The 23,600-nt window shown below is 66.8% G+C and carries 23 protein-coding genes; 10 read left to right on the forward strand and 13 right to left on the reverse strand.

Going from position 1 to position 23,600, the window contains the following annotated elements:
• Window positions 1-16: 16 nt before the first annotated feature.
• The 3 genes from ACQP1G_RS02785 to mhuD form a co-directional block, all read right to left on the reverse strand.
• Window positions 17-847 (reverse strand): CbtA family protein, encoded by an 831-nt coding sequence (locus ACQP1G_RS02785; protein ID WP_433198032.1) that lies wholly within the window; start codon window positions 845-847, stop codon window positions 17-19.
• Window positions 838-1,032 carry a CbtB domain-containing protein gene (locus ACQP1G_RS02790; protein ID WP_040686176.1) on the reverse strand — a complete coding sequence of 65 codons (195 nt, stop codon included), beginning with the start codon at window positions 1,030-1,032 and terminating at the stop codon, window positions 838-840. Before ACQP1G_RS02790 ends, ACQP1G_RS02785 begins: the two co-directional genes overlap by 10 nt.
• 238 nt (window positions 1,033-1,270) lie before the next feature.
• Window positions 1,271-1,585, reverse strand: a complete 315-nt coding sequence (gene mhuD, locus ACQP1G_RS02795; protein ID WP_330250962.1) for a mycobilin-forming heme oxygenase MhuD — start codon at window positions 1,583-1,585, stop codon at window positions 1,271-1,273.
• Window positions 1,586-1,727: 142 nt separating this feature from the next.
• Between mhuD and ACQP1G_RS02800 the strand changes: the two genes are divergently transcribed.
• Window positions 1,728-2,561 carry an alpha/beta fold hydrolase gene (locus ACQP1G_RS02800; protein WP_433198034.1) on the forward strand — a complete coding sequence of 278 codons (834 nt, stop codon included), beginning with the start codon at window positions 1,728-1,730 and terminating at the stop codon, window positions 2,559-2,561.
• Window positions 2,562-2,622: 61 nt separating this feature from the next.
• Here ACQP1G_RS02800 and ACQP1G_RS02805 read toward each other — a convergent pair whose 3' ends face one another.
• Complete coding sequence (locus ACQP1G_RS02805) at window positions 2,623-3,522, reverse strand: A/G-specific adenine glycosylase (protein ID WP_433208077.1); 900 nt, start codon at window positions 3,520-3,522, stop codon at window positions 2,623-2,625.
• 147 nt (window positions 3,523-3,669) lie between these two features.
• Between ACQP1G_RS02805 and ACQP1G_RS02810 the strand changes: the two genes are divergently transcribed.
• Complete coding sequence (locus ACQP1G_RS02810) at window positions 3,670-4,293, forward strand: carbonic anhydrase (RefSeq protein WP_433198036.1); 624 nt, start codon at window positions 3,670-3,672, stop codon at window positions 4,291-4,293.
• 120 nt (window positions 4,294-4,413) lie between these two features.
• Window positions 4,414-5,094 carry a hypothetical protein gene (locus ACQP1G_RS02815; RefSeq protein WP_433198038.1) on the forward strand — a complete coding sequence of 227 codons (681 nt, stop codon included), beginning with the start codon at window positions 4,414-4,416 and terminating at the stop codon, window positions 5,092-5,094.
• A 166-nt stretch (window positions 5,095-5,260) separates the two neighbouring features.
• Here ACQP1G_RS02815 and radA read toward each other — a convergent pair whose 3' ends face one another.
• Both radA and ACQP1G_RS02825 read right to left on the reverse strand, forming a co-directional pair.
• Window positions 5,261-6,667, reverse strand: a complete 1,407-nt coding sequence (radA, locus tag ACQP1G_RS02820; RefSeq protein WP_433198040.1) for a DNA repair protein RadA — start codon at window positions 6,665-6,667, stop codon at window positions 5,261-5,263.
• Window positions 6,668-6,768: 101 nt separating this feature from the next.
• Window positions 6,769-7,500, reverse strand: coding sequence for a hypothetical protein (locus ACQP1G_RS02825; protein ID WP_433198042.1), 732 nt, complete (start codon window positions 7,498-7,500; stop codon window positions 6,769-6,771).
• 366 nt (window positions 7,501-7,866) lie between these two features.
• Between ACQP1G_RS02825 and carD the strand changes: the two genes are divergently transcribed.
• From carD to ACQP1G_RS02855, 6 genes are all read left to right on the forward strand, one after another.
• Entirely contained in the window at window positions 7,867-8,355 is a 489-nt protein-coding gene (carD, locus tag ACQP1G_RS02830) for an RNA polymerase-binding transcription factor CarD (RefSeq protein WP_011206964.1), read from the forward strand.
• A gap of 2 nt (window positions 8,356-8,357) precedes the next feature.
• Window positions 8,358-9,062: a 2-C-methyl-D-erythritol 4-phosphate cytidylyltransferase gene (gene ispD / locus ACQP1G_RS02835; RefSeq protein ID WP_433198044.1), complete on the forward strand. Its 705-nt coding sequence runs from the start codon at window positions 8,358-8,360 to the stop codon at window positions 9,060-9,062.
• A gap of 2 nt (window positions 9,063-9,064) precedes the next feature.
• Window positions 9,065-9,532: a 2-C-methyl-D-erythritol 2,4-cyclodiphosphate synthase gene (ispF, locus tag ACQP1G_RS02840; RefSeq protein WP_433208080.1), complete on the forward strand. Its 468-nt coding sequence runs from the start codon at window positions 9,065-9,067 to the stop codon at window positions 9,530-9,532.
• Between the two features lie 64 nt (window positions 9,533-9,596).
• A complete protein-coding gene (cysS, locus tag ACQP1G_RS02845; RefSeq protein ID WP_433198046.1) occupies window positions 9,597-11,024 on the forward strand; it encodes a cysteine--tRNA ligase in 1,428 nt (475 codons plus the stop codon).
• Entirely contained in the window at window positions 11,024-12,001 is a 978-nt protein-coding gene (gene rlmB / locus ACQP1G_RS02850) for a 23S rRNA (guanosine(2251)-2'-O)-methyltransferase RlmB (protein ID WP_433198048.1), read from the forward strand. Before cysS ends, rlmB begins: the two co-directional genes overlap by 1 nt.
• Window positions 12,002-12,252: 251 nt before the next feature.
• A complete protein-coding gene (locus ACQP1G_RS02855) occupies window positions 12,253-12,531 on the forward strand; it encodes a DUF4190 domain-containing protein (protein WP_433198050.1) in 279 nt (92 codons plus the stop codon).
• 779 nt (window positions 12,532-13,310) lie between these two features.
• Here ACQP1G_RS02855 and ACQP1G_RS02860 read toward each other — a convergent pair.
• Together ACQP1G_RS02860 and ACQP1G_RS02865 are read right to left on the reverse strand one after the other, a co-directional pair.
• Window positions 13,311-14,120, reverse strand: a complete 810-nt coding sequence (locus tag ACQP1G_RS02860) for an enoyl-CoA hydratase/isomerase family protein (RefSeq protein ID WP_433198052.1) — start codon at window positions 14,118-14,120, stop codon at window positions 13,311-13,313.
• 1,196 nt (window positions 14,121-15,316) lie between these two features.
• Window positions 15,317-16,486, reverse strand: a complete 1,170-nt coding sequence (locus tag ACQP1G_RS02865) for an acyl-CoA dehydrogenase family protein (RefSeq protein ID WP_433198054.1) — start codon at window positions 16,484-16,486, stop codon at window positions 15,317-15,319.
• 234 nt (window positions 16,487-16,720) lie between these two features.
• On the opposite strand from ACQP1G_RS02865, the gene ACQP1G_RS02870 reads away from it, so the two are divergent.
• Entirely contained in the window at window positions 16,721-17,044 is a 324-nt protein-coding gene (locus tag ACQP1G_RS02870; RefSeq protein ID WP_433198056.1) for a hypothetical protein, read from the forward strand.
• A gap of 65 nt (window positions 17,045-17,109) precedes the next feature.
• On the opposite strand, the gene ACQP1G_RS02875 is transcribed toward ACQP1G_RS02870, so the two are convergent.
• From ACQP1G_RS02875 to kstR, 5 genes are all read right to left on the reverse strand, one after another.
• Window positions 17,110-17,946, reverse strand: a complete 837-nt coding sequence (locus ACQP1G_RS02875) for a metal ABC transporter permease (RefSeq protein ID WP_433208083.1) — start codon at window positions 17,944-17,946, stop codon at window positions 17,110-17,112.
• 29 nt (window positions 17,947-17,975) lie between these two features.
• Complete coding sequence (locus tag ACQP1G_RS02880) at window positions 17,976-18,893, reverse strand: metal ABC transporter ATP-binding protein (protein ID WP_433198058.1); 918 nt, start codon at window positions 18,891-18,893, stop codon at window positions 17,976-17,978.
• A gap of 52 nt (window positions 18,894-18,945) precedes the next feature.
• Entirely contained in the window at window positions 18,946-19,827 is an 882-nt protein-coding gene (locus tag ACQP1G_RS02885) for a metal ABC transporter solute-binding protein, Zn/Mn family (RefSeq protein ID WP_433198060.1), read from the reverse strand.
• A gap of 226 nt (window positions 19,828-20,053) precedes the next feature.
• The gene (gene otsB, locus ACQP1G_RS02890) at window positions 20,054-22,624 is read right to left on the reverse strand and encodes a trehalose-phosphatase (RefSeq protein ID WP_433198062.1); all 2,571 of its coding nucleotides are present in this window, start codon (window positions 22,622-22,624) and stop codon (window positions 20,054-20,056) included.
• A gap of 248 nt (window positions 22,625-22,872) precedes the next feature.
• Entirely contained in the window at window positions 22,873-23,535 is a 663-nt protein-coding gene (kstR, locus tag ACQP1G_RS02895) for a cholesterol catabolism transcriptional regulator KstR (protein WP_433198064.1), read from the reverse strand.
• Window positions 23,536-23,600: the final 65 nt, after the last annotated feature.

Genomic DNA, 23,600 nt, shown 5'->3' on the forward strand with positions numbered 1-23,600 from the left:
CAATCCGAACTGCGGATCAGCCTGCGGTAGTGACCGGCTCTCGTACCGGAGTGCTACCGCGCGTAGCGAATTCGGAGAGCGCCGCGAAACCGAGGCCGAGACAGGCCCACAGTGTGGCCGTCTCGCCGAGCGACGCCGCTCGGAACTGCCACAGCAGCGCGGCCGGGAAGTCGTCCTTGACCTCGTTGATCCCCGGCAGCAGAACGTAGCCGAGCACGACGACCAGGACGAATGCCCCGACCCCCGCGATCAGACGGACCGTATCGAGTTGCGCGGCAAGCAGTTTGTAGACGTACACCCCGATGCCGACCGCGGCCAGGCCGAGCAGCACCGCCGCCAGCCACAGCAAGGTCCGCTGGTTGATGGTGTCCGGCTCACCCACGGCGGGTGGATTGGCCGGGTATTTGAAGAACGGCACCGCCACGATCGCGGTCCAACCGGCCAGTGCCAGCCCGAGCACGAGCTTCGGCCCCGACAGTGTGGAGTACCTGCGTGCGAAGTACGCCACCGAACCGAAGATGGCCCCGAGCGCGAGCCCGGAAAGCCCGAGCGCCAAGAACTGCCCAGCCTTCTGCCCGACCCGGCTGACCAGCGGCTCTTCCTCGTCACCGTGCGTATGACCCGCCGGTTCCTCGGTGTGTTCGGCGGCCTTCTCCTTGGCGGAATTGGCCTCTTCGATGGAGATGGCGGCGTCGATCTTGGGCTCACCGACGAAATAGCCCACTGTCGCGGCCAGCAGACCGGCGATGAGACCGGCCAGCAGGCCACGGAGCAGCAGGGTATTGAGCGATCCGTCCAGGGGGACGGCAGCCGACGGAGTCGGCGACGTGGGTGAACTCAGTGGCACGGCACACCGAGCAGGTGACGTCCGTCGTGCATCAGCTCGTGCAAGTACATCCCGCTGCGCGAGATGACACCCTGGTCGAAGCCGACCAGGTACAGCGTGAGCAGTGCGAGCAGAACGACGCCTACCGCGATGAGTAGCGTGCCGAGTGAATCGGTTGCCCGACTCGGTGAATGCGCGATGGCCATTCGAGTCCTCCTAGGGATGCGCGTCCCATGAGTTGGGTCGGTGCGAGGTGCCGGTGTCTGGCTTTCCGGCACCAAGGACTCGGTGCAAGAACACAGTGGCGCGACCGCTTCGGAATCTCACCGAATTACCGCATCACCTTCGCGTTTGTCCTTCGAACTGTGACATCTGGTCGTACCCGCCGTCAACACGACCCACCACGCGGTGGGGCGAGTCGCGCGCCGCGATTGTCCGGCGGATTCAGGATGCGGATTTGCCCGCGACGTCCAGCACGACCTCGAACTCCAGCAGCGAGGCGCCCGTCGAAACCGGCTTCTGCCGTTCGCCCGCATGCGCCTCCCGCGCGGGCCCGTCCCGCCAGGCCGCGAACGACTCCTCCGAATCCCATTGGGTGACAACGAAGTACCGGTTCTCCCCGGCCACCGGCCGCAGCAACTGGAAGCCGAGGAATCCGGGTGAGCCCTCGACCGCGTGCGCACGATGGGCGAACCGCTTCTCCAACTCGGGGCCGGCGCCCTCCGGAACCTCGATCGCATTGATCTTCACAACAGCCATGGCTCCGACGATACGTCTGCGCCAGCCGGCCACCTTGCAGCACATGCGGGGTAGCCCGATGCTGGCGAGTCGACGGTGCGACTCTGCCGCGGCGGAGCGAGTCTTACGAGTGAGGAGTTCGCGGCCGTCTCGCATCCGAGTCATGCGCCGAAGTCGTGAGTCTCGACGGCTCGGACGCGAGACATCCGGGGGCCGCGAACACGCCGCGCCGCAGGCGCGGCAAAATGTCACCGTGTACGACGAAGGCGGGGCAGGGGTGCCGATCCTGCTGCTGCACGGATTGATGGGCAGCGCCCGCACCTGGCGCGATCAGTTGGACTGGCTGCGGGCGTACGGCCACGTCTATACCTTCGACGCCGCGGGGCACGGCCGTCCCGCACCCGCAGAACTGAGCACCGAGGCCTTTATCGACGACCTCGCCGCGGCAACCGCCGATATTTCCGAACCCATGGTGGTGATCGGGCATTCGATGGGCGGGCTGCACGGCTGGGTGTTCGCGGCGCAGTATCCGGAGCGGGTGCGCGCACTTGTCGTCGAGGACATCGCCCCGGACTTCCGCGGCCGCACCGCCGAGAACTGGGCAGCGATGATCGAGGCCTGGCCGCAACCGTTTCCGGATGAACGCGCGGTCCTGGATTTCTTCGGCCCGGTGGCCGGACGGTATTTCCTCAACTCCTTCGACCACGGCCCGGACGGCTACCGCCTGCACGGCTCGGTATCGACCTTTCGCGATATCTCCGAGGAGTGGGGCACCCGCGACTTCTGGTCCCAGTGGCATGCGGTCGAAGCCCCCGTCCTGCTGATCGAAGGCGAATTCACCATCACCCCCGAGGGCCAGATGTCACAGATGGCGGCCAGCCACCCCGACGCCGTCTACGTGCGCGTCCCGAACTCCGGCCATCTGGTCCACGACGACCAACCCGAGCGCTACCGCGCCGAGGTCGAGCGCTTCCTCCGCAAGGTCTTGGGCTCCTAGCCGCCCACACCGGAACCCAGGACGGGCACCGTGCGGATCCCGGCAAAGCTGTCCGGTGGGGTCAGTTGAGGGCGGGGTTGCCCTCGCCTGCGAGGGCGAACAGGCCGTCGGGGGTTTGCTCGATCAGGCCGTCGACGAGCAGTGAGTCGAGCGCGCGGTCCCGTTGGCCCGGATCGCGAGTCCAGGCCAGGTCCAGGCGAATTCGCTCGACGGGGCCGGTGGCGTCGCGCAACACATCGAGCAACCGGCCGCGCGCCTGACGGTCGGTGCCTTCGTACTTCTGCGTCTTGCGAACCACCTCGGATACCGGCCTGCCCGCGGAAACCCACGCGCATTCCGGCAGCGGACAACGCGCGCAGTCGGGCGTGCGGGCTGTGCACACCGTCGCCCCGAGTTCCATCAGCGCGGCGGAAAACATTGCGGCATGGTCGATTCGGCGCGGCAGCAACGCCTCTGTCTCGGGCAGATCGCGGCTGGAGGGATTACCGGCCTCCGCCCGCCCGTGCACCGCGCGCGCCACCACCCGGCGAACATTGGTGTCCACCACCGGAACTCGCTGCCCATAGGCGAAGCAGGCCACCGCCCGCGCCGTATACGCGCCGATGCCGGGCAGGCCGAGTAGCACTTCGACATCGGTCGGCACCGCGTCGCCATATTTCTCGGCGAGCACCTTGGCGCATTCGTGCAGTCGCAATGCCCGCCGCGGATATCCCAGCTTGCCCCAGGCGCGCAGCACCTCGGCCTGCGATGAGGCCGCCATCGCCGAAGGGACCGGCCAGCGCGCCACCCACTGCCGCCAGATCGGTTCGACCCGCGCCACCGGTGTCTGCTGCAGCATGATTTCGCTCATCAGAATCTGCCAGGCGGTGACGTCCGCGCGCCGCCACGGCAGATCCCTCGCGGTTTCCCGATACCAGTCCAGCAACAAATCGGCATCCACCTGGTTGGTTACCGCCGTGATCTTGCGTTTCGCGTCTGCATGCCTGTGCGCTGCGCGGCCCTCGAGCACTGCCCTCACCGTTCCTATTGTCCTGCGGCCGGTCGATATTTGCCGATCCGTAACGAACCGGACTCGCTGGTAACCAATGCCATGTGCACAATGGTCGGTATGCCGGATTCCAACCCGATCAGTGCCTGGAAATCCCTTCGCGAGGGCAATGAGCGCTTCGTGAACGGCACGTTGCTGCATCCTAGTCAGGGCGCGGTCGACCGGGCCAAGCTTGTCAGCGGCCAGCACCCGCATGCCATCCTGTTCGGCTGCGGTGACTCCCGCGTCGCCGCCGAGCTGATTTTCGACCAGGGCCTCGGCGATATGTTCGTGGTGCGCACCGCGGGCCATGTGGTGGACAGTTCGGTGCTCGGTTCGATCGAGTACGGCGTACAGGTGTTGAACGTGCCGCTGATCGTGGTGCTCGGGCACGACAGCTGCGGCGCGGTGAAGGCCACCATCGATGCGCTGGACGGCGGCGAGGTGCCGGGCGGGTTCATCCGCAGTGTGGTCGAGCGGGTCACGCCGTCGATTCTGGTCGGGCGCAGGGAGGGGTTGTCCACCGTCGACGAGATGGAGGCCAGGCATGTGGTGGAGACCAGCCGACTGCTGATGCAGCGGTCGATGATCATTTCGCAGCGCGTGGCGACGGGTGAGTGCGCAATCGCCTGTGTCACATACAAACTGGCCGACGGCCAAGTGAAATTGCAGCGTGTCGTCGGCAATATCGGTGAGCTGGCCTGACACGGCCGATCGCGGGGATCCAACGTGCGAGCGGAATTTACCTGTCGCGCGCGCGTTTTCCGATCCGACACGCCGGGGTCCTGAGTCGCTGCACCGGATCGTGCCCTTACCGTTGACTCCGTGCTGGAACCGAATGGACCGCTGCCTCCGGAGATCTATTGGCGACGTCGCGCGCTCGCCATCGGCATCCTGGTCGTGGCGCTCGCACTGGTCATCTGGTTGGTCTTGACGATCACGCGCGGAGGCGACTCGCCCGGCACGACAAAGGCGGCCGCGACGAGCACGTCGTCGGCGACGAATAAGCCCGCGGGTGCGTCCTCCTCGACGCCGCCGCCGACCACGACCGAAACCAGTGCGAAGCCTTCCGGCACTACGCCCGCCGCGCCCAGCGGTGGTCAGGTCGCCGCTGGCGCCTGCCCGGATCAGTCACTCGCGGTGAAGGTGACCGTCGAGCAGCCGACCTATAAGACCGGGGAGAACCCGGTATTCGGCATCGTGATCACCAATATCTCGTCCTCGGCGTGCGCGCGGGATGTCGGTTCCGGCCTGCAGCAGGTCTCGGTGACCACCCTCGACGGTCAGCGTCGACTCTGGTCGAGCACCGACTGCTACCCGGACGGCGCACCCGATGTCCGCACACTGAACCGCGGCGAGCAGGCGGCATTCATGGTCACCTGGTCCGGCTCGACCTCACAGCCGAACTGTGCCGGTGACCGCGTCCAGGTCCCGCCCGGCGCGTATGCCGTTGTCGCCCAGCTGGGTTCGCTGCGCAGCGCGGCCGAACCGTTCAATATCGCCTGATCCACCCGCCAGACCAGCCGGACCGTGGCGGCCTGCCATCCGGACCGCGGTCGATCGAGATGCTGCCGCGGCGGAATAGCCACCGGCTGTACGCAATTACTCGGGTTGCGCGATACCCGTTGTCGGCGGGTGTAGCTCGGGGGAGCGGGGGTTGGCGGATCGCGGCTCAGAAGTCGGGGGCGGTTTCGGTGGGTGCGGTGCGCTGCTTGCGCAGCCCGGCGAGGCGGATAGCCGACTTGACATCGGTCACCTCGTGCACCTTCATACCGTTTTTCGCCCGCGCCGATCCGGGCGGCACCAGGGCGGTGGTGAAGCCGAGCCGTTCGGCCTCGGCCAGTCTGCGCTCCAGTCCGGTCACCCGCCGCACCTCGCCCGCCAGCCCGACCTCGCCAAGGATGACCCAGCCGACGGGCAGCGCCTGATCCCGCTCGGCACTTGCGATGGCAAGGGTCACCGCCAGATCTGCGGCGGGCTCGAGCAGCCGCATGCCGCCCACCGTCGCGGCGTAGACATCGTGCTTGCCGAGAAACACCCGGCCGCGGCTCTGCAGCACGGCGAGCACCATCGCGACGCGGTTGTAGTCGAGCCCGCTCACCGCCCGCCGTGGATTCGGAATCTCGGTGTGGACGGTGAGTCCCTGCACCTCGGCGACCAGCGGCCGCTTACCGTCCATCGCCACCGTGACGGCCGTACCCGGCACCGAATCGGTGCGGTGATGCAGGAACAGTCCCGACGGATCGGTGACGCAGGAGATCCCGTCGTCGTGCAGTTCGAAACAGCCGACCTCATCGGAGCTGCCGAAGCGGTTCTTGATGCCGCGCACCATGCGCAGTGTGGAATTCTTATCGCCTTCGAACTGCAGCACCACATCCACCAGATGCTCCAGCGTGCGCGGGCCGGCGACATTGCCGTCCTTGGTGACATGGCCGACCAGCAGTACCGCGATACCGCTCGCTTTGGCCAGCGACGTGAGTGCCGCGGCCACCGCGCGGACCTGGGTGACGCCGCCGATGGTGCCGTCCACCTCGGGTACCAGCATCGTCTGCACCGAATCGACGACGAGCAGCGTCGGACGGACCTGCTCGACATGGCCGAGCACGATCGAGAGATCCGATTCCGCCGCCAGATAGACCCTTTCGTGCACCGCATTGGTCCGGTCGGCGCGCAACCGGACCTGCCCCGCCGATTCCTCCGCGGTGACATACAGCGACTTCTCATCGCGCTGGGCGGCCCACCGATGCGCGACCTCGAGCAGCAGCGTCGACTTGCCGACTCCCGGTTCACCGGAGAGCAGTACGACCGATCCCGGCACGATGCCGCCGCCGAGCACCCGGTCCAGCTCCTCGACGCCGGTCGGCCTGGCCTTGGTGACCTTCGAATCGATATGCGAGATGGGCGCCGCCGCGGTGCTCGGCAACATCGCCCGCCGCCCGACCGGCGATGCCGCCGTCGCCGCTGCGCCGGCTACCTCGTCGACGGTGCCCCATGCTCCGCACTCCGGGCATTTGCCCACCCACTTGGCGACCTCGTACCGGCAGGCGGAGCATCGGAAGATCGACTTGGTCTTGGCCACAGGCGCACCTTACGTACCACCTCCGACAAGCGGGCTCGACAGATACGAAAACGGCTGCCGCGCGGTTGCGCGACAGCCGTACGTCGGGGTCGGTCAGCGGATCAGTGCCCGCCCTTGTGCTCGCCCTCGGTCGTGGCGGCCTGGCCCTCGTGCCGGTCGGCCAGCGTGCCGGCGTCGACCGGGACCTGCACCGTCACGGTGCCGTTCTGCTTGAAGTTGAAGGTCACCGGGTAGGTGAGGCCGGGGGTGATATCCCTGGTCAGACCGGTGATCTCGATCAGGCCGGGCTTCTTCTCGGGGTTGACGGTGGTCTTATCGCTGGCCGGACCGGCGCCGTGCTCATCGGGCTTGGCGCTGGTGGACGGCGCCGCGGTGGTGGACGGCGTCGCACCGTGCTCGTCCTTGGCTGCGGTGCCCTGCGCGGCGGCCGCGGAGGTGGCCGCGACGACAGTCTGCTGTGGCTCGATCCGGAATGCCGGATCACCCGCGGGCGGGGTGATCTTGACCGAGCCGAGGTCGGTGGTGATGCTGGTCAGCTCGTCGGTGACGGTCTCGCCATTGTTGATGACCGACAGCGCGATGATCGCCTTACCGCCCTTGGCATTGGTGTACTCGCTGCCCGCGGCCGGGAAGACGATGTGCACATTGCGCAGCGAGATCCGGTCGATGTCGGCGTGGTTGCCGTTGACCGCGGCGACCTGGGTCGCGGTCTGCGAGATCTGGCCTGCACCGCAGCCGGACAGCACGAGCGCCGCTCCGGCGGCGAGCGCGGCAACCGAAACCATGCGACGTCGCGCCCCTGTCGAGGCGGTCACAGCTTTCAGGGCAGTCACGGGTTGTCCTCCATGTCGACCGGGCTCACTCCGCTAGGGAGAGTAATAACTAGGCAGCGTAGTAGTAGCCCTCCGTGAGCGGACGTCGGGGAGGTGTCTAAGGGATAGGCCGGACACTCCGTGGCATGGCATCCGTTGGGTAACAGTTTGTTCGGCGCGCCGAGTTGCCGGGGTGCTGCTGGGTTTCTCAATCGGCTCGTGTGGTAAGCGTGCCGGTCGATAACCTGTTCTGGCACAACGCAATGCACACCGCATCGCTTCTGTCAACCCCAGCGGTCGGCTCGTTGTGGCCCTGACCTGCACAGTTGATCGCGCCGTTACCGAGTCGCATGTTAAACTGTGAACATCGAAAGGGGCACGGGACACATGATTTTTAAGGTCGGAGACACCGTCGTTTACCCCCACCACGGAGCGGCGCTGATCGAAGCAATCGAGACTCGCACCATCAAGGGTGAGCAAAAAGAGTATCTGGTCCTGAAGGTCGCCCAAGGTGACCTGACTGTTCGCGTTCCCGCAGAGAACGCCGAATATGTCGGCGTGCGCGACGTCGTCGGCCAGGAGGGTCTCGACCGAGTCTTCCAGGTGCTGCGTGCGCCGCACACCGAAGAACCGACTAACTGGTCTCGCCGCTACAAGGCCAACCTGGAGAAACTCGCCTCTGGCGATGTGAACAAGGTGGCCGAGGTCGTTCGCGACCTGTGGCGTCGGGAGCAGGATCGCGGTCTGTCCGCGGGTGAGAAGCGGATGTTGGCCAAGGCCCGTCAGATCCTTGTCGGTGAGCTCGCGCTCGCCGAGGGGACCGATGACGGCAAGGCCGAGACGCTCCTCGATGAGGTTCTCGCCGCGGCCTCCTGACCGTGAATGTTTCTAACAGCGACGGTTCCGTCGTTGCGTTGGTGCCTGCCGCCGGTCGTGGCGTGCGCCTGGGTGAATCGACACCCAAGGCGTTCGTCGCGGTCGGCGGCACACCTATGGTCCGGCTGGCCGTCGACGGCCTGATCGCCTCCGGGGCGGTCGACCGGATCATCGTGATCGTCCCCACCGAACTCGTCGAGAGCGCCGTTGCCCTGCTGCCGCCCTCGGAATCGGTCCGTGTGGTCATCGGCGGCGCCGAACGCACCGATTCGGTGCGTTCGGGTATCGCCGCCGCATCCGATGCCGCCTACTTTCTTGTGCACGACGCCGCCCGCGCGTTGACCCCACCCGAGCTGATCGCCCGGGTGGTCGCCGAACTTCGCGCCGGTGCCACCGCCGTCGTGCCCGCATTGCCCGTGGTCGACACCATCAAATCCGTGGATGCACACGGCCGCGTCACCGGCACTCCCGATCGTGCGGGCCTGCGTGCCATTCAGACGCCGCAGGGTTTCGCCGCCGAATTGCTGCGCGCGGCCTATGCCGATGAGACTCTCCGGGCCACCGACGATGCCGGTCTCGTCGAACTGCTCGGCACCCAGGTGCGCACCATCCCTGGCGACCCCATGGCTTTCAAGATCACCACCCGGCTCGATCTGCTGCTCGCGAATGCGGTGCTCGACGGCGCACGGACGGTGGGCCGGTCATGACCATGCGCGTCGGCATCGGCAGCGATGTCCATCCCATCGAAGCCGGCAGGCCGTGCTGGATGGCGGGTCTGCTCTTCGACGGCGATGACGGCTGCGCCGGACACTCCGACGGCGATGTCGCCGCGCACGCGCTCTGCGATGCGCTGCTTTCCGCGGCCGGGCTCGGCGATGTCGGCGCGGTCTTCGGCACCGGACGCCCGGAATGGGCGGGCGTTTCCGGCGCGGCCATGCTGAAGGAAGTGCGAAGGCTCCTTGACGAGGCGGGCTTCGAAATCGTTAATGCCGCTGTCCAGGTAATCGGCAATCGGCCGAAGATCGGACCGCGGCGGGCCGAGGCCCAAGAGGTGCTCGGCGAACTGCTCGGCGCCCCGGTCTCGGTGTCGGGCACCACAACTGACGGCCTCGGATTGACCGGCCGCGGCGAGGGCGTGGCCGCAGTGGCTACCGCCCTGCTACAAGCGTGTCGCTGAGCCAGCTCCCGCCGACCCGAGCCGCTCCGTGAACGGCCTTATATACCAGCTAGGATCGACTTCCGTGACTCTGCGCCTCTTTGACACCGACACGCGGACCATGCGCGACTTTGCGCCCCTGGTCCCCGGCCGTGCCTCGGTGTACCTGTGTGGCGCCACCGTTCAGGGTGAACCGCATATCGGCCATTTGCGCAGCGGAGTCGCATTCGACGTGCTGCGGCGTTGGCTGCTCGCGCACGACTACGACGTGTGGTTCATCCGCAATGTCACCGATATCGAAGACAAGATCCTGTACAAGGCCGGCGAGGCGGGTCGTCCCTGGTGGGAATGGGCCGCGACCTATGAGCGCGCCTTCGACAGGGCGTATCAGATGCTCGGCGTGCTGCCGCCGTCGGTGGAACCGCGCGCGACCGGCCACATCACCCAGATGATCGATCTCATGCGGCGGCTCATCGATCGCGGGCACGCCTACGCGTCCGCGGGCAATGTCTACTTCGATGTGGTCAGCTACCCGGAGTACGGCCACTTGTCCGGCCACAAGCTCGACGATGTGGCGCAGGGCGAGAGCGCGGGCGAGGGTAAGCGTGATCCGCGCGACTTCACGCTGTGGAAGGCCGCCAAGCCCGGTGAGCCGACCTGGCCGTCGCCGTGGGGGCCGGGGCGCCCCGGCTGGCATTTGGAGTGCTCGGCCATGGCCGAGTTCTATCTCGGCCCGGAATTCGATATCCATTGCGGCGGAATGGATCTGGTCTTCCCGCATCACGAGAACGAGATCGCCCAGTCCAAGGCCGCCGGTGATGGATTCGCACAGTACTGGCTGCACAACGGCTGGGTGACCATGGGCGGCGAGAAGATGTCCAAGTCGCTGGGCAATGTGCTCTCTGTGCCGAATGTGCTGAAAAAGGTTCGGGCCGTTGAACTTCGGTTCTACCTGGGCAGTGCGCACTACCGGTCCATGCTGGAGTATTCGGATAAGGCGCTCTACGACGCCGCGGCCTCGTACCAGCGGATCGAAGCGTTCGTGCATCGGGTGGCCGAGCGGGCCGGGGAGATCGCGGTCGGCAAGTGGACCGATGCCTTCGCCGAGGCGCTCGACGATGATCTGGCTATTCCGCGGGCGTTGGCCGAAGTGCACCGCGTGGTGCACGAGGGCAATAAGGCGCTGGAGTCGGGTGCGGTCGATGCGGCGGTCGAGCTGGCCGGACAGGTCAGGGCCATGTTGAATATCCTCGGCGTCTGCCCGTTCGACCCGCAGTGGTACACCCCACAGGACAATTCGGTCGCGCTGGACGCATTGGACGTCCTGGTGCGCGCCGAACTCGATCGCCGCCAGCAGGCGCGCGTCGAGAAGGACTGGGCGAGCGCCGATGCGGCGCGGGACCGGTTGCAGGCCGCCGGAATCGAAGTGACCGATACCCCACAGGGTCCGGAATGGTCGCTGGGCGCAGCGCAGCATTCGCCGGGCGCGGTGCAGCGTGGAAAGGCGAACTGATGGCAGGTAACTCACAACGTCGAGGCGCGATCCGTAAGGGCGGCAGCAAGAAGGGCGCCGTCGTCGGCTCCGGTGGGCAGCGCAGGCGCGGGCTCGAGCCGCGCGGTGCGACTCCACCCGCCGAGGCGAGGACCAAACATCCCGCGGCCAAGCGGGCGGTGGCCAAGGCGAAGGCCGCGGCCCAAGGTAAGTCGGGCCCGCGCGGCGGTGCTCGTCCGGCCGGGCGCAAGAGCGACGACGGTCCGGAGATGGTGCTCGGCCGCAATCCGGTTGTCGAATGTCTGCGTGCCGGTGTGCCTGCGACCGCGCTCTACGTCGCGGTCGGCACCGACAACGACGACCGGCTGACCGAGAGCGTGAAGATGGCCGCCGATGCGGGCATCTCCATCCTCGAGGTGCCGCGCACCGATCTGGATCGGCTGAGCGCCAACGGACTGCATCAGGGCGTGGCATTGCAGGTGCCGCCGTACCGGTATGCCCATCCGGACGATCTGGTTGCGCGGGTACGGGATTCGGCCGAACCCGCTTTGCTGGTCGCGTTGGACAACATCTCCGATCCGCGCAACCTCGGTGCGGTGATCCGCTCGGTGGCCGCCTTCGGTGGCCAGGGTGTGCTGATTCCGCAGCGGCGCAGCGCCAGCGTCACCGCGGTGGCCTGGCGTACCAGCGCCGGTGCCGCGGCCCGGCTTCCGGTCGCTCGCGCGACGAATCTGACTCGCACGCTGAAGGATTGGGCGTCGCAGGGCTTCCAGATCGTCGGTCTGGACGCGGGTGGCGACACCACCCTCGATGATTTCGACGGCAGCATCCCCACCGTGATCGTGGTGGGTTCGGAAGGGAAGGGTCTGTCCCGGCTGGTTCGCGAAACCTGCGATTCCATCCTCGGCATCCCGATGGCCGGACCGGTGGAATCGTTGAACGCCTCCGTCGCGGCGGGCGTTGTCCTCTCCGAAATCGCCCGCCAGCGCCGCATCTGATCGCAGTACGGCTGCCGTCACCGCCCACTTCTCATAGCGACGCCACACGCTTCTCGGTGAGCCACACGCGCAATCGCGCATGTGCAGTGTGAAAGGACGTGTGCCGTCGGGCGATATCCGCCGGGACGTGCTCGGATGCGAGGGCCGGCGCGTGCGGGCGGGCGTGCTGCGGATCGGCGGACCTAGTTGTCGGGCGAATCGGCGGCTGCGGTTGAACCGCAAATCGGCTCGCGCCCCGTAGAATTCGACTCGTGGTCATCCCGAACCAGGCTCCCCAGGAGACGATCGAGCATCCGCACGCGACGGCGGTGCTTGCGCTCGGTGCGGCGAGTCTGTTCTGCTGCGGCGCGTTGGGGCCGGTGGCCTGGGCGCTCGGCAAACGTGCGCTCGACCAGATCGAGGAATCCCACGGTGGCTTCGGCGGCCGCGCCCAGGTGCTGGTCGGATACATCCTCGGCATCATCGGCACGGTCCTGATGGTCTGCATGGCGATCGTCTTCCTACTGATCTTGATCGGCGGCCGCGCCTGATCCCTGGCACGTCTCGCGGTCGCTCGCCGCGCACGGATTCGCCCGGTCGATGTCGCGTGGCAGACAGACCAACGGGTGCGCGTGGGGTCGAGGGGCGTCGGGTCAGGGGAGAGGTTTCTGGCCGGCGAGGTGCGTCGGGTAGCGGGAGGGGCGCCCGGTCGCGGGTGGAGCGGCTGGCTAGTGAGGTGTTTGGGGCCCTAGCGGGGTGTTTGGGGCTGCGGGAGGTGTGTCGGGTCGGCGGCGGCTTGCCCAGAGGTGCTTCGGGTCGCGGGCAGTGGGGCAGCCGTCGGGTCGTGGGTGGGAGGCCCAGCGAGGTGCTTCGGTCGCGGGAGGTGTGTCGGGTCGTGGGTGGAGCGGGTTGGCCAGCGAGGTGCATCGAGTCGCGGGAGGGGCGGCACGCTGACAAGGCACGTCAGGTTCCTGAGGCGCGTCGGCTGGCGGAGGCGGTTGGCCAGCGACATGCTTCGAGTCGCGGGAGGTCGTGGGAGGTGCGTGGGGTGAAGACGCAGGCCAGCAAGGTGCTTCAGGAGTCGTGGGAGGTGCGTGGGGTGAAGACGCAGGCCAGCAAGGTGCTTCAGGAGTCGTGGGAGGTGCGTGGGGTGAAGACGCAGGCCAGCAAGGTGCTTCAGGAGTCGTGGGAGGTGCGTGGGGTGAAGACGCAGGCCAGCAAGGTGCTTCAGGAGTCGTGGGAGGTGCGTGGGGTGGAGTCGCAGGCCAGCGAGGTGCTTCAGGGGGCGTGGGAGGGGAGGTTCGATTGCGGCGGTTGGCGTGCTCGGCGGTCAGTCCAGGCTGGGGCGCTCTTGGTCGCCGTGGTTGTCCCAGGCGGGCCATTCCTGGCTGATACTGCCGGTCCAGTTGGGCTGGCGGCGGTCTCGGAAGGCCGCCATTGCTTCGCCGCCGTCGATGCTTTTGGTGACGTGGTCGTTCAGGTCGGTCTCGAGCTGTCCGACCATTGTCGGGTTCATACCCAAGCCCTCCCATAGCAGCCGCTTCGACAGGGCGACCGGGAGCGGCGCCGCTCCGTTCGCGATGTCGTGGGCGATGGCCAGTGCCGTTGGTAGCACCTCGCCCGCGGGCAGGCAGTCGTTGGCCAGACCCATTGCCTTGGCTTCGTCACCGTCGAAGGTACGGCCGGTCAGCATGATGTCGGCGGCATTGGCCATACCGGCCAGCCGCGGCACCGTCCAGTGCGTGTAGCCGTCGGCGAGCACGCCGCGGCGTACCTGATTGAGGCCGTAAACCGCGTCGCGCGCTACGTACCGCAGATCGCATTGCAGGGCCAGCGCCAACCCGATGCCGACCGCATGGCCGTTCACCGCGGCGATCACCGGTTTGCGCACCCGCCACGGCGGTGGATCGATGGTCGCGCTGACATCGCCCACCCGGCTCGACAGATCGGCACCCGCACAGAACGCGGGCGCCGTACCGGTGATGACGACCGCGCGGATCGCATCTTCAACATCGCAACGCTGCAGCGCCGCACTCAGTTCGGCGGCCATAGCCGGGGTAACGGCATTTTGCTGAGCGGGTCGATTGAGCGTGAGGACGGCGATGCCCGCGGAGACATCGACGAGCAGTTCCGAACTCATTCCACGCATGTTAGCCGACCAAGACGACAGTGGGTCGGGCCCGACGGACGCCGATCAAGCACCGGCCACCACCACCGAGCGCATCGCACGAGCAGCCGTTCCGGCTTGTCTCACGTCCCTGTGCGGCCGCGGTCATCGGATTCGGCCGAGTCGCCGAGGTGCATATGTCGCAGCCGCGAGTCTCGACCGCAAAGCCGGTGTACGCGGAACGATCCGCATACCCGTAACCACGGCGGAGCGAGTCCTAGGAGCGGCCCGTCTGGTGTCCACGCGGTCGAGGTGCATGTGCCGCAGTTGCGAGTCTCGACCGTTGGGTTGGTGTACGTCAGGTACTGGCGATTCGAATGTTGGTGACTACCGCGGAGCGAGTCTCAGGAGCGACCGTTCGCGGCCCGTCTCGCGTCCGAGTCGTCGAAGTGCATGCGCCGAGGTCTCGAGTCTCGACGGCTGAGCCGGTGTACGCCGGGTGCTGACGATCCGCACCTCGGTGCCCCGATGGAGCGAGTCTTGGGAGCGGCCCGTTCGCGGCCTGTCTGGTGTCTGTGTGGTCGAGGTGTATGTGCCGTAGCTGCGAGTCTCGACTGTTGGGCTGATGCGTCGGGTTTTGGCGATTCGAATGTTGGTGACTACCGCGGAGCGAGTCTCAGGAGCGACCGTTCGCGGCCCGTCTCACATCCGAGTCGTCGAAGCGCATGCGACGAGGTTTCGAGTCTCGACGGCTGGGCTGGTGTACGCCGGTACTGACGATCCGCACATCCGTGCCCCCAACGGAGCGGGTCTTACAAGCGACCCGCCCGCGGCCCGTCTCACATCCGAGTCGTCGAAGCGCATGCGACGAGGTTTCGAGTCTCGACGGCTGAGCCGGTGTACGCCGGTACTGACGATCCGCACCTCACTGACCCCGACGGAGCGGATCTTACAAGCGACCCGTTCGCGGCCCGTCTCGCGTCCGAGTCGTCGAAGTGCATGCGACGAGGTTTCGAGTCTCGACGGCTGTGCTGGTGTACGCCGAGTATTGACGATCCGCACCTCACTGACCCCGACGGAGCGAGTCTTACGAGCGACCCGTTCGCGGCCCGTCTCGCGTCCGAGTCGTCGAAGCGATGCGACGCAGGCGCGAGTCTCGACGGCTCGGACGCGAGACCAAGGGGGCCGCGAACCCGCAGCGCCGAAGGCGCTGCCAACAACAGAGCAATTCAACGCAGCACTTGGCGGCCGATGGCGTACTTGTGGACCTCGGTTGGGCCGTCGTAGAGGCGGAAGGCGCGCATATCGCGGAAGATCATTTCGACCACTGTTTCATCGCTGATACCGATGCCGCCGAGGACCTGGACGCAGCGGTCGGTGACCTTGAACAGTTCTTCGGAGACGAACGCCTTCGCGATCGAGCTCTCATGCCTGGCCTTCTCGCCCTGGTCCATGAGCCAGCAGGCATGCCAGATGGTGAGGCGGCACTGGTGCAGCGCGATCTCGTTATCGGCGAGCATGAACGACACGCCCTCGTGGTCGCCGATCGGTTTGCCGAAGGCGGTGCGGGTCTTGGCGTATTCGACCGCGATGGACTGCGCGCGTTCGGCCGCGCCGAGCCAGCGCATGCAGTGGGTGAGCCGGGCCGGGGCGAGCCGCAGCTGGGCGTAGCGCAGCGCTTGGCCCGTCTCGCCGAGCAGCGCCTCCTTGGGCAGCACCAGATTCTCGAAACGCACGACGCCGTGGCCGCCGACATAGTTGCGGTCCATGGTGTTCATGGTGCGTTCGATGATGATGCCGGGCTGATCGCCCTCGGTCAGGAACAGCGTCGGGCCCTCGGGCAGATGTGGGTTCGGCGCGACCCGGGCCATGATGATCCAGGTCTTCGCGCCGTCCGCGCCGGTGATGAGCCACTTGCGGCCGTTGATGGTGAAGTTTTCGCCGTCGAAGACGGCCTCGGTGGCCAGCTGATTCGGATCCGAACCCGCGCCGTCCGGTTCGGTCATCGCGAAAACGGTGCGTCGGTGGCCGGCGACCGCGGGCGCGAGGTGGCGTTCGACCTGCTCCGGGTTGGCGATCTTGGAGAGCAGGAACATATTGCCCTCGTCCGGTGCGGCGCAGTTCATGGCGATCGGGCCGAGTGTGGACCAGCCCGCCGCCTCGTAGATCACGGCCTGCTCGATATGGGTGAGGCCGCGTCCGCCGAGGGATTCCGGAGCCTGCACCGTGAGCAGCTTCTCCGCGCGTGCCAGCTCGACGAGTTCCTGGCGCAGTTCGTCGGTGGGGCCGTGCGAGGTGAGTCGCGGGTCGCGCTCGAAGGGGACGATCTTGTCGATGACGAACTGTCGGACCCGGTCGCGTTCGGCGGCGAGTGCGGCGGGAATCGTGAAGTCGATCATTGGTCACCATTCGTTCGAGGGGCGCGTGGGTCGAGCATACGAAACCCGGTCGGACTGACTGACGGCGGTTGCCATCAATGTTGGGTCGTAGTGATCATAGCCGCTCTGACCTGCGCTGATGCCGATGTCGGCGCGCGTCGTTGAGGTATCAGCGCGCTGTCAGCGGAGCAGGACATCGTCTGGTCGTCGAAGCCCACCGGCCTTCGACGAACCTGATGAGGAGAATCCGCCATCATGATCATCGCCGCTGTCGCCGAAGTGCTGATCGCCCTCGCCCTCGTCGGCATTGCGCTGGTCCGGCACCGCTACGGAGCCGCCGCCGAGGCCGAGCTGACCAGGCAGGGTGTGCGTCCGGCAGTCCAGGAGGAGAGCGGTATGCGCTGCCACGCGGGTGGCCATGAGCCCTGGGCGCCCGTCGGGATGGCACTGGTGATGACCACGCTGGCCGTGCTGAATCCGGCGGGCAACGAGTGGGGCCGAACGCTGTCCTGGATCTTCCGACGACCGCTCGCATACCCGGCTTCAGCAGGCCGTCCAGTGCAGACCACGACACGGTGACGTCGATATTCCCCGCGGCGTGCGAGTGCGGCGCGCAGATGCGGGTGCGGGACCGCCTTTCGGGGTCAGTGGGCGCGGGCGGCTCGGCGGCGGCGGGGGCCGATGATTCGGCAGATCAGGTAGATGAGGAAGGAGATGGTGGTGACGAAAGTGGAGACCGGAACACCTGGGGCCAGGGAGAGCAGAATGCCGCCCACCGCTGCGGTTTCCGCGAAGACGACCGCGAGCACCGTGGCCCGCACCGGATTCGCGGTCAGTTGCGCCGCGGCGGCCGCGGGGGTGATGAGCAGCGCTAGGACCAGCAGTGCCCCGACGATCTGCACGCCGAAGGCTGCGGTAATGCCGAGCATGACCGCGAACACCACGGAAAGCGCCCGCACCGGAACCCCGCGTGCCAATGCGACTTCGGGATCCGAACTCGCGAACAGCAACGGTCGGTAGACCACCGCGAGCGCAGCGAGCACCAGTACCGTGCAGGTCATCAGCAGTGCGAGTCCGCTGTAGCCGACGCTCACCACCTGACCGGTGAGCAGCGAGAACTTCGAACCGGCGCGTTCGGGACCGAGCCACAGGAACAGCACCGAGAGCCCGAGCCCGAACGACAGCACCACGGCGATCACCGAATCACGTTCTCTGGCTTTCGTGCCGAGCATTCCGAACAGCACCGCCGCCACCACCGAGCCGACGATCGCGCCGAGACCGACGCCGATTCCGGCGAGCAATGCGGCGGCCGCGCCGGTCAGCGACAGCTCGCTGGTGCCGTGTACGGCGAACGACATCTGCCGGCTGATGATCAATGGTCCGATCACCCCGGCCAGCAGTCCGAGCAGCGCGGCGGCGAGCACGGCCTGCTGCACGAACGAGTAGGACAGCAGATTCGCGGTGGTGGAGAAGTCGAGCATCTTCGAGGTGACGCCCGACAGCTTGTCGATCACGACCGAACCCCACTCGACTCGGGCAGCTCATCGGAAAGTGTTGCGCCGTGGCAGTGCTGGGCCCCGGCCGTGCCGAGTGCGTCCATGGTGTCGCCGGTGCCGACGACGACCAGCCGGCCGCGCACCCGCAGTACATCGACCTCGGTCTGATACAGCTCCGAGAGCACCGCCGAGGTCATCACCTCATCGGGCGTGCCGATCCGGAACTTCCCGTCGACCAGATACAGCACCCGATCCACCAGCGGCAGAATCGGATTGATCTCGTGCGTCACGAAAAGCACTGCGGTGTTATGGGTTCGCCTGCGCCGATCGATCAGCTCCGATACCAGTCGCTGATTCGCCAGATCGAGGCTGAGCAGGGGTTCGTCGCAGAGCAGCACCTTGGGATCGCCGACGAGCGCCTGTGCGACGCGCAGCCGCTGCTGTTCGCCACCGGACATGGATTCCAGTGGCGCATAAGCGAATTTCTCCGCGCCGACATCGGCGATCGCGGCGCGAACCTTGCGCTTGCGCTCGGCGCGCCGGCGCAGCCCGAGTCCCCAGTTGTGCCCGTCGACGCCGAGCCCGACCAGATCGACCCCGCGCAGTTGGACACCGGCGTCGATCGTCTTCTGTTGCGGCACATAGCCGATATCGGGATTGCCCGCGCGTGCGGGTCCGCCCGCGATATCGGCGGTACCCGAGCTGAGTCCGAGCTGTCCGAGCAGCACCTTCAGCAGCGAGGTTTTGCCGGATCCGTTCGGACCGAGGATCGCGACGAATTCACCGGGCGCTACCTCGAGATCCAGTCCTTGCCAGAGCGTGCGTTCGCCGAACGCCAGGCTGGCGGCGTCGAGGTGTACGACCGCGGAGCGGATGTCGGACGCCCGCCGCTGCACCGTGTCGGCGTGTTCGGTGGTCAGTGCGGTTCCCATGGGCTCACTCGTCACCCGGCTACCATCCCTCGTCGATGCTGCCCTCATGCGATCAGGCCAGCGCCGCGGCGAGCGCCTGGGCGTTCTTGGTCTGCCACTGAATGTAATCCACACCGTCGGGCAGGGTTTCGGTCACCTCGACGATGGGTAGGCCATTCGACCGCGCGAGCGAGCGTAGGTCCTTGGTGATCTTGTCCTCGGTCTGGATGTTGTAGATCAACGCGCGGACTTTCTTACCGGTCAGCAGATCCTGAGTGGCGGCGACGGCGGCGGGGGCCGGATCGGTCTCCTGTTCGATCGCCTCCTGGAACTCGTGCGGGGTCAGATCCGTGGTTCCGGCGGCGACCAGCAGGTAGTGCGCCAGCGGTTCGGTCTGCAGCACCGGCGTCCGAGGGTGTTCGCCGGCGATCTTGGTGGAGATGGCGGTGATCGCGGTCAGTTGAGTCTTGAATGCGACGGCGCGGTCGGTATACGCGGCGGCGTGCGCGGCGTCGAGTTCGCCGAGGGTGCTCGCGATCCGATCGGCGACCGCGCTCACCGTGCCCGGGTCGTAGAAGACGTGCTCGTTCTCGTCGCTCTTATCGGTGCGGGATTCGAATGCGTCGACGGTGCGTTTGTTCTTGCCCTGGATCGCCTTCTCGATGAACTCGTCGTAACCGCCGCCGTTGAAGACGACCAGGTCGGCATCGCTGATCTCGGCCGACTCCACGGCTGATGTCTCATGTGAATGCGGGTCGGCGGCGGGGTCGGTGATCAGTGCGGTCACCGAGGCATCCGGACCGGCGATCGTTGCGGCGATATTGCCCCAGACGCTGGTGGACGCGACGATATTCGGCTTATCCGAATCCTTCGAACTACCGCATGCGGTGAGCGCCGCCGCGGTGGCCACCCCCACGGCGATACCGGCGAACCTGAGGGCAATTCGTGTGTTCACGCGCGGGGTACTCCTGGCAATGCGGGCAGATCCTAGAGAGTGCTCTAGATCATAATGGAAATCGTTACCATTTAACCTTAGCAGTAGCGGCCGCCGAGCACGAGTCGGCGCTCGCTTCGCCGCCCCCGAGGTCGGGCGCGCCCGAGGAAGCCGGGGCCGCGAACGAACCGGGCCCGCGAACCGAGTGGTTCGCGGGCCCGAGTTGGTATTTGCGGATTCGCCGAGATCAGACGAGCGCTTCCACCGGCTTACCCAACAGCTGTGCACAGCGCAGCAGGCCGAGATGGCTGTAGGCCTGTGGATGGTTGCCGAGCGAGCGCTCGGCAACCGGGTCGTACTCCTCGCTGAGCAGACCGGTCGGTCCGGCGACATCGACCAGCTGCGCGAACAGTGCCTCCGCATCCGAGCGCTTACCGATCAGCAGATACGCCTCGACCAGCCAGGCCGCGCACAGATGGAAGCCGCCCTCGCCGCCGGGCAGACCGTCGTCGTGGTGGTACCGGTACACGGTCGAGCCGCTGCGCAGCTCCGCCTCGGTGGCAACGACGGTCGCCGCGAACCGCGGATCCGACGGTTCGATCAGGCCGCTGAGGCCGATGTGCAGGGTGGCCGCGTCCAGATCGGTGCCGTCGTAGGCGGCGGTGTAGGACTGGACCTCATCGTTCCAACCCTTGGTCTTCACCTCGTCGGCGATGGTGTCGCGCAACGTGATCCAGGCCGGATCGATCTGACGCTCGAAGCGCTGCGCCAGTGTGAGCGCCCGCTGCACGGTCAGCCAGCCCATCACCTTCGAGTACACATGGTGGCGCGGGTTGCCGCGGATCTCCCAGATGCCGTGGTCGGGTTCCTGCCAGCGCCGCTGCACCGCCGAGACCATGGCGTGCACCAGTTCCCAGTCGGCATCCGGCAGCGCCTTGGCCGGATCGGTCAGCCCCTTCGCCTCGCGGCCGTGCGCCAGCGATGCGATGAGATCGACGATCGGGCCGAATACATCCAGCTGCACCTGCATATTCGCGGCGTTGCCGACGCGGACCGGGCGGGAACCCGCATAGCCGGGCAGCTGATCGATCGATGCCTCGGGCGGCAGTGTTTCGCCGTAGAGCGTGTACAGCGGGTGCAGGCGCTCCGGACCGGGCAGCGTCTCCAGCACCCGGTGCACCCAGCCGAGGAATTCCTCGGCCTCGGTCAGCGAGCCGAGCGAAACCAATGCCTGCGCGGTCAGTGAGGCGTCGCGCAGCCAGCAGTAGCGGTAGTCCCAGTTGCGGACGCCGCCGATATCTTCCGGCAGTGAGGTGGTGGCGGCGGCCAGGATCGAACCCGAGGGCGCGTGCACGAGTCCGCGCAGGGTCAGCGCCGAACGTTTCATCAGATCCGGCTTCAGCGGCGGCAGTTGCAGCTTCGCCGCCCACTTGGACCAGTAGTCCTCGGCATCCTTGCGCCGCTCTGCCTCGCTACTCATGGCGGGCGCGAGATCCTGTGTACCGCAGCGCATTTCCAGCACGATCGGACCGTGAGACGGATCGACGACGGCGCGGGCCGAGCTGTACATGCCGTCGGACTGGATCTCCCAGTGCACGCCGGGGGAGCGCAGCACCATCGGATCATTGGTGCCGAGCACGCGCAGGCCGGTCGGCTCGCATTCGATGCTCACCGGCACCTGGCCGAATTCCGGTCGGGGCGCGAAGGTGACGACGGCCTTGGCATCGCCGGTGATCACCCGGGTCAGATCGGTTCGGGTCGGCGCCACGTCGTGCGGCAGGTAGTCCACCACTTGCAGTTTGGCCCAACGGGTTTCGACGGTCATGGTGCCGTCGAGGTAGCGCTGTGAGAGTGGCAGGCCCGGTCGTTCCGGTTCGATGGTGAAGTGGCCTGCCTGCGGCCCGCCGAGCAGATGCGCGAAGACCGCGGCCGAATCCGGTTCCGGATGGCAGAACCAGGTGACGGTCGCGTCGGGGGTCAGCAGCGCCACCGAGCGCGGACTGGCCAGCATGCTCAGCCGCTCGATGCGCGGCGCGCTCGCACCGGCCAGCCAGGTGCGCCGCTCCTCGAGCAGGAAGGCCAGTGCCCAGGAGACGGCTTCGGTGCTGTCCACCCGGTACTTGGCCAGGCTCTCGCCGTCGCCGACCTTGATGCCGACATCGGGGCCCGAGAGCATGCGGAAGGCCTTTTCATCGGTGACGTCATCGCCGAAGAACACCGCGGCCGACGCGCCCTCCTGATGCCGGACGGTATCGAGCGCAACGCCCTTATCCGTCTGGATCACCGCGAGTTCGATAACAGCTTTGCCCTCGGTCACCTGCACGCCGACCCAGCAGGACGGGCCCTGCCGGACCGCCTTCAGCGCGCGCAACCCGATTTCCGGACTCGCATTGCGCACATGCAGCGCGACGCTGGCCGGTTTGATCTCGACACTGGCGCCGGGATTCTCCGCGGCTATCTGCGACAGACTCGTCTGCACTTCCACCAGCAGTTGTTTGGCGTCGTTGTCTATGGCGTGTACGAAACCCACATCGAATTCCGAGCCATGACTACCGATCAGTTGCACCTCGACTGGCAGGCGCGATAATGCGGCGAGATCCCGCAGTGCGCGGCCGGAGATGACGGCGGCGGTCGTTCCGGTAAGGCCGGCGAGCGCTCGTAGCGCGCTAACCGATTCTCGGTGCGGAAAAGCTTTCGCCGGGTCGGACACGATGGGTGCGATCGTCCCGTCGTAGTCCGATGCGACCAAAAGCCGTGGCACGCGCGCGACCGTCGACAATGCACGGCGAAGTTCGAGTGGCAGATCCTGTGCGCTCACGCATCCAACCTAGTGATCGGAGGAGTTTTTTCAGGGGCACGCGTGACAATACTGTGTTGAATTTGCCGCACCGAAGCGCGCCGTCATGCGTGCGCAGTATTGCGTTAACGCAATGGTCGCCCACCTCGCCCGCGCGCCGCCATGCGTACGGCGCGGTGAGCTGTGGATGTGACCGAAATTACGACGCGCGCACCAACCTGCGATACCGAATTTGCCTGGTATGCGCTGGTTGTCGAGCTGGTTGATTGCTACCTGCCGCCGTTTTCGCCGAGCAGTAGATCGACGGTCAGCTCGAGGCGTTCGGTGACGTCGGTGGCCGATGCCCGCCTGGTCAGCCAGGCCACCAGATTCGACAGCCAGACGTCACTGATGACGCGTGCGATGGCCAGCTGACGTTCGGTGGGTTCGCCGTCGTTCATGGCGCGGGCGAAGACTCGATCCATCACCTTGCCGACCCGATCGACCTCGGCGGCCGCCGAAGCGTCGGCGAACATGAATGCGCGGGTCATCGCCTCGGTGAGCAATGGATCACGCTGCATCATTCGGGTGATCTGGGTCAGCAGCAGGTGCATGCGCTCATTCGGCGTCTGCCCGGCAAGTGGCTTGCGTTTGCCCTCGATCTGCTCGAATTCCCGCGACAGCGCGGAGACGAGCAGATGCACCTTGGACGGGAAATACCGGTAGAGCGTCCCGACGGCGACATCGGCGCGTTCGGCCACCGCCCGCATCTGTACCGCGTCGTAACCGCCTTTGGAGGCCAGTGCGAGGGTTGCGTCCAGAATTCGCTTACGCCGTTCCCGCTGTGCGGCCGAGCTCAGCTCGTCCTCGCTGAGCGTCGTGACCGTCGCGTTGGCCGACGCGCGCCCCGCCGCATTCGAATCGGCTGGCTGCGATCGGGAGGGACTGGCCATGGATTGAGAGTCCTTTCGCATTCCGGCAACGGGCCTGGGTCGTCTCTTGACTTCCGCCCAGCTAG

The sequence above is a fragment of the Nocardia sp. CA-107356 genome (genome assembly GCF_050946365.1).
Classification (GTDB): domain Bacteria; phylum Actinomycetota; class Actinomycetes; order Mycobacteriales; family Mycobacteriaceae; genus Nocardia.

Coding starts and splice junctions, on each gene's coding strand:
- mhuD (WP_330250962.1), bottom strand. CDS start 1,585: ATGGCTGTTGTGAAGATCAATGCGATCGAGGTTCCGGAGGGCGCCGGC.
- ACQP1G_RS02810 (WP_433198036.1), top strand. CDS start 3,670: ATGCCGGATTCCAACCCGATCAGTGCCTGGAAATCCCTTCGCGAGGGC.
- kstR (WP_433198064.1), bottom strand. CDS start 23,535: ATGGCCAGTCCCTCCCGATCGCAGCCAGCCGATTCGAATGCGGCGGGG.
- rlmB (WP_433198048.1), top strand. CDS start 11,024: ATGGCAGGTAACTCACAACGTCGAGGCGCGATCCGTAAGGGCGGCAGC.
- ACQP1G_RS02875 (WP_433208083.1), bottom strand. CDS start 17,946: ATGCTCGACTTCTCCACCACCGCGAATCTGCTGTCCTACTCGTTCGTG.
- carD (WP_011206964.1), top strand. CDS start 7,867: ATGATTTTTAAGGTCGGAGACACCGTCGTTTACCCCCACCACGGAGCG.
- ispF (WP_433208080.1), top strand. CDS start 9,065: ATGCGCGTCGGCATCGGCAGCGATGTCCATCCCATCGAAGCCGGCAGG.
- ACQP1G_RS02790 (WP_040686176.1), bottom strand. CDS start 1,032: ATGGCCATCGCGCATTCACCGAGTCGGGCAACCGATTCACTCGGCACG.
- ACQP1G_RS02800 (WP_433198034.1), top strand. CDS start 1,728: ATGCGCCGAAGTCGTGAGTCTCGACGGCTCGGACGCGAGACATCCGGG.
- ACQP1G_RS02860 (WP_433198052.1), bottom strand. CDS start 14,120: ATGAGTTCGGAACTGCTCGTCGATGTCTCCGCGGGCATCGCCGTCCTC.
- ACQP1G_RS02865 (WP_433198054.1), bottom strand. CDS start 16,486: ATGATCGACTTCACGATTCCCGCCGCACTCGCCGCCGAACGCGACCGG.
- ACQP1G_RS02880 (WP_433198058.1), bottom strand. CDS start 18,893: ATGGGAACCGCACTGACCACCGAACACGCCGACACGGTGCAGCGGCGG.
- ACQP1G_RS02870 (WP_433198056.1), top strand. CDS start 16,721: ATGATCATCGCCGCTGTCGCCGAAGTGCTGATCGCCCTCGCCCTCGTC.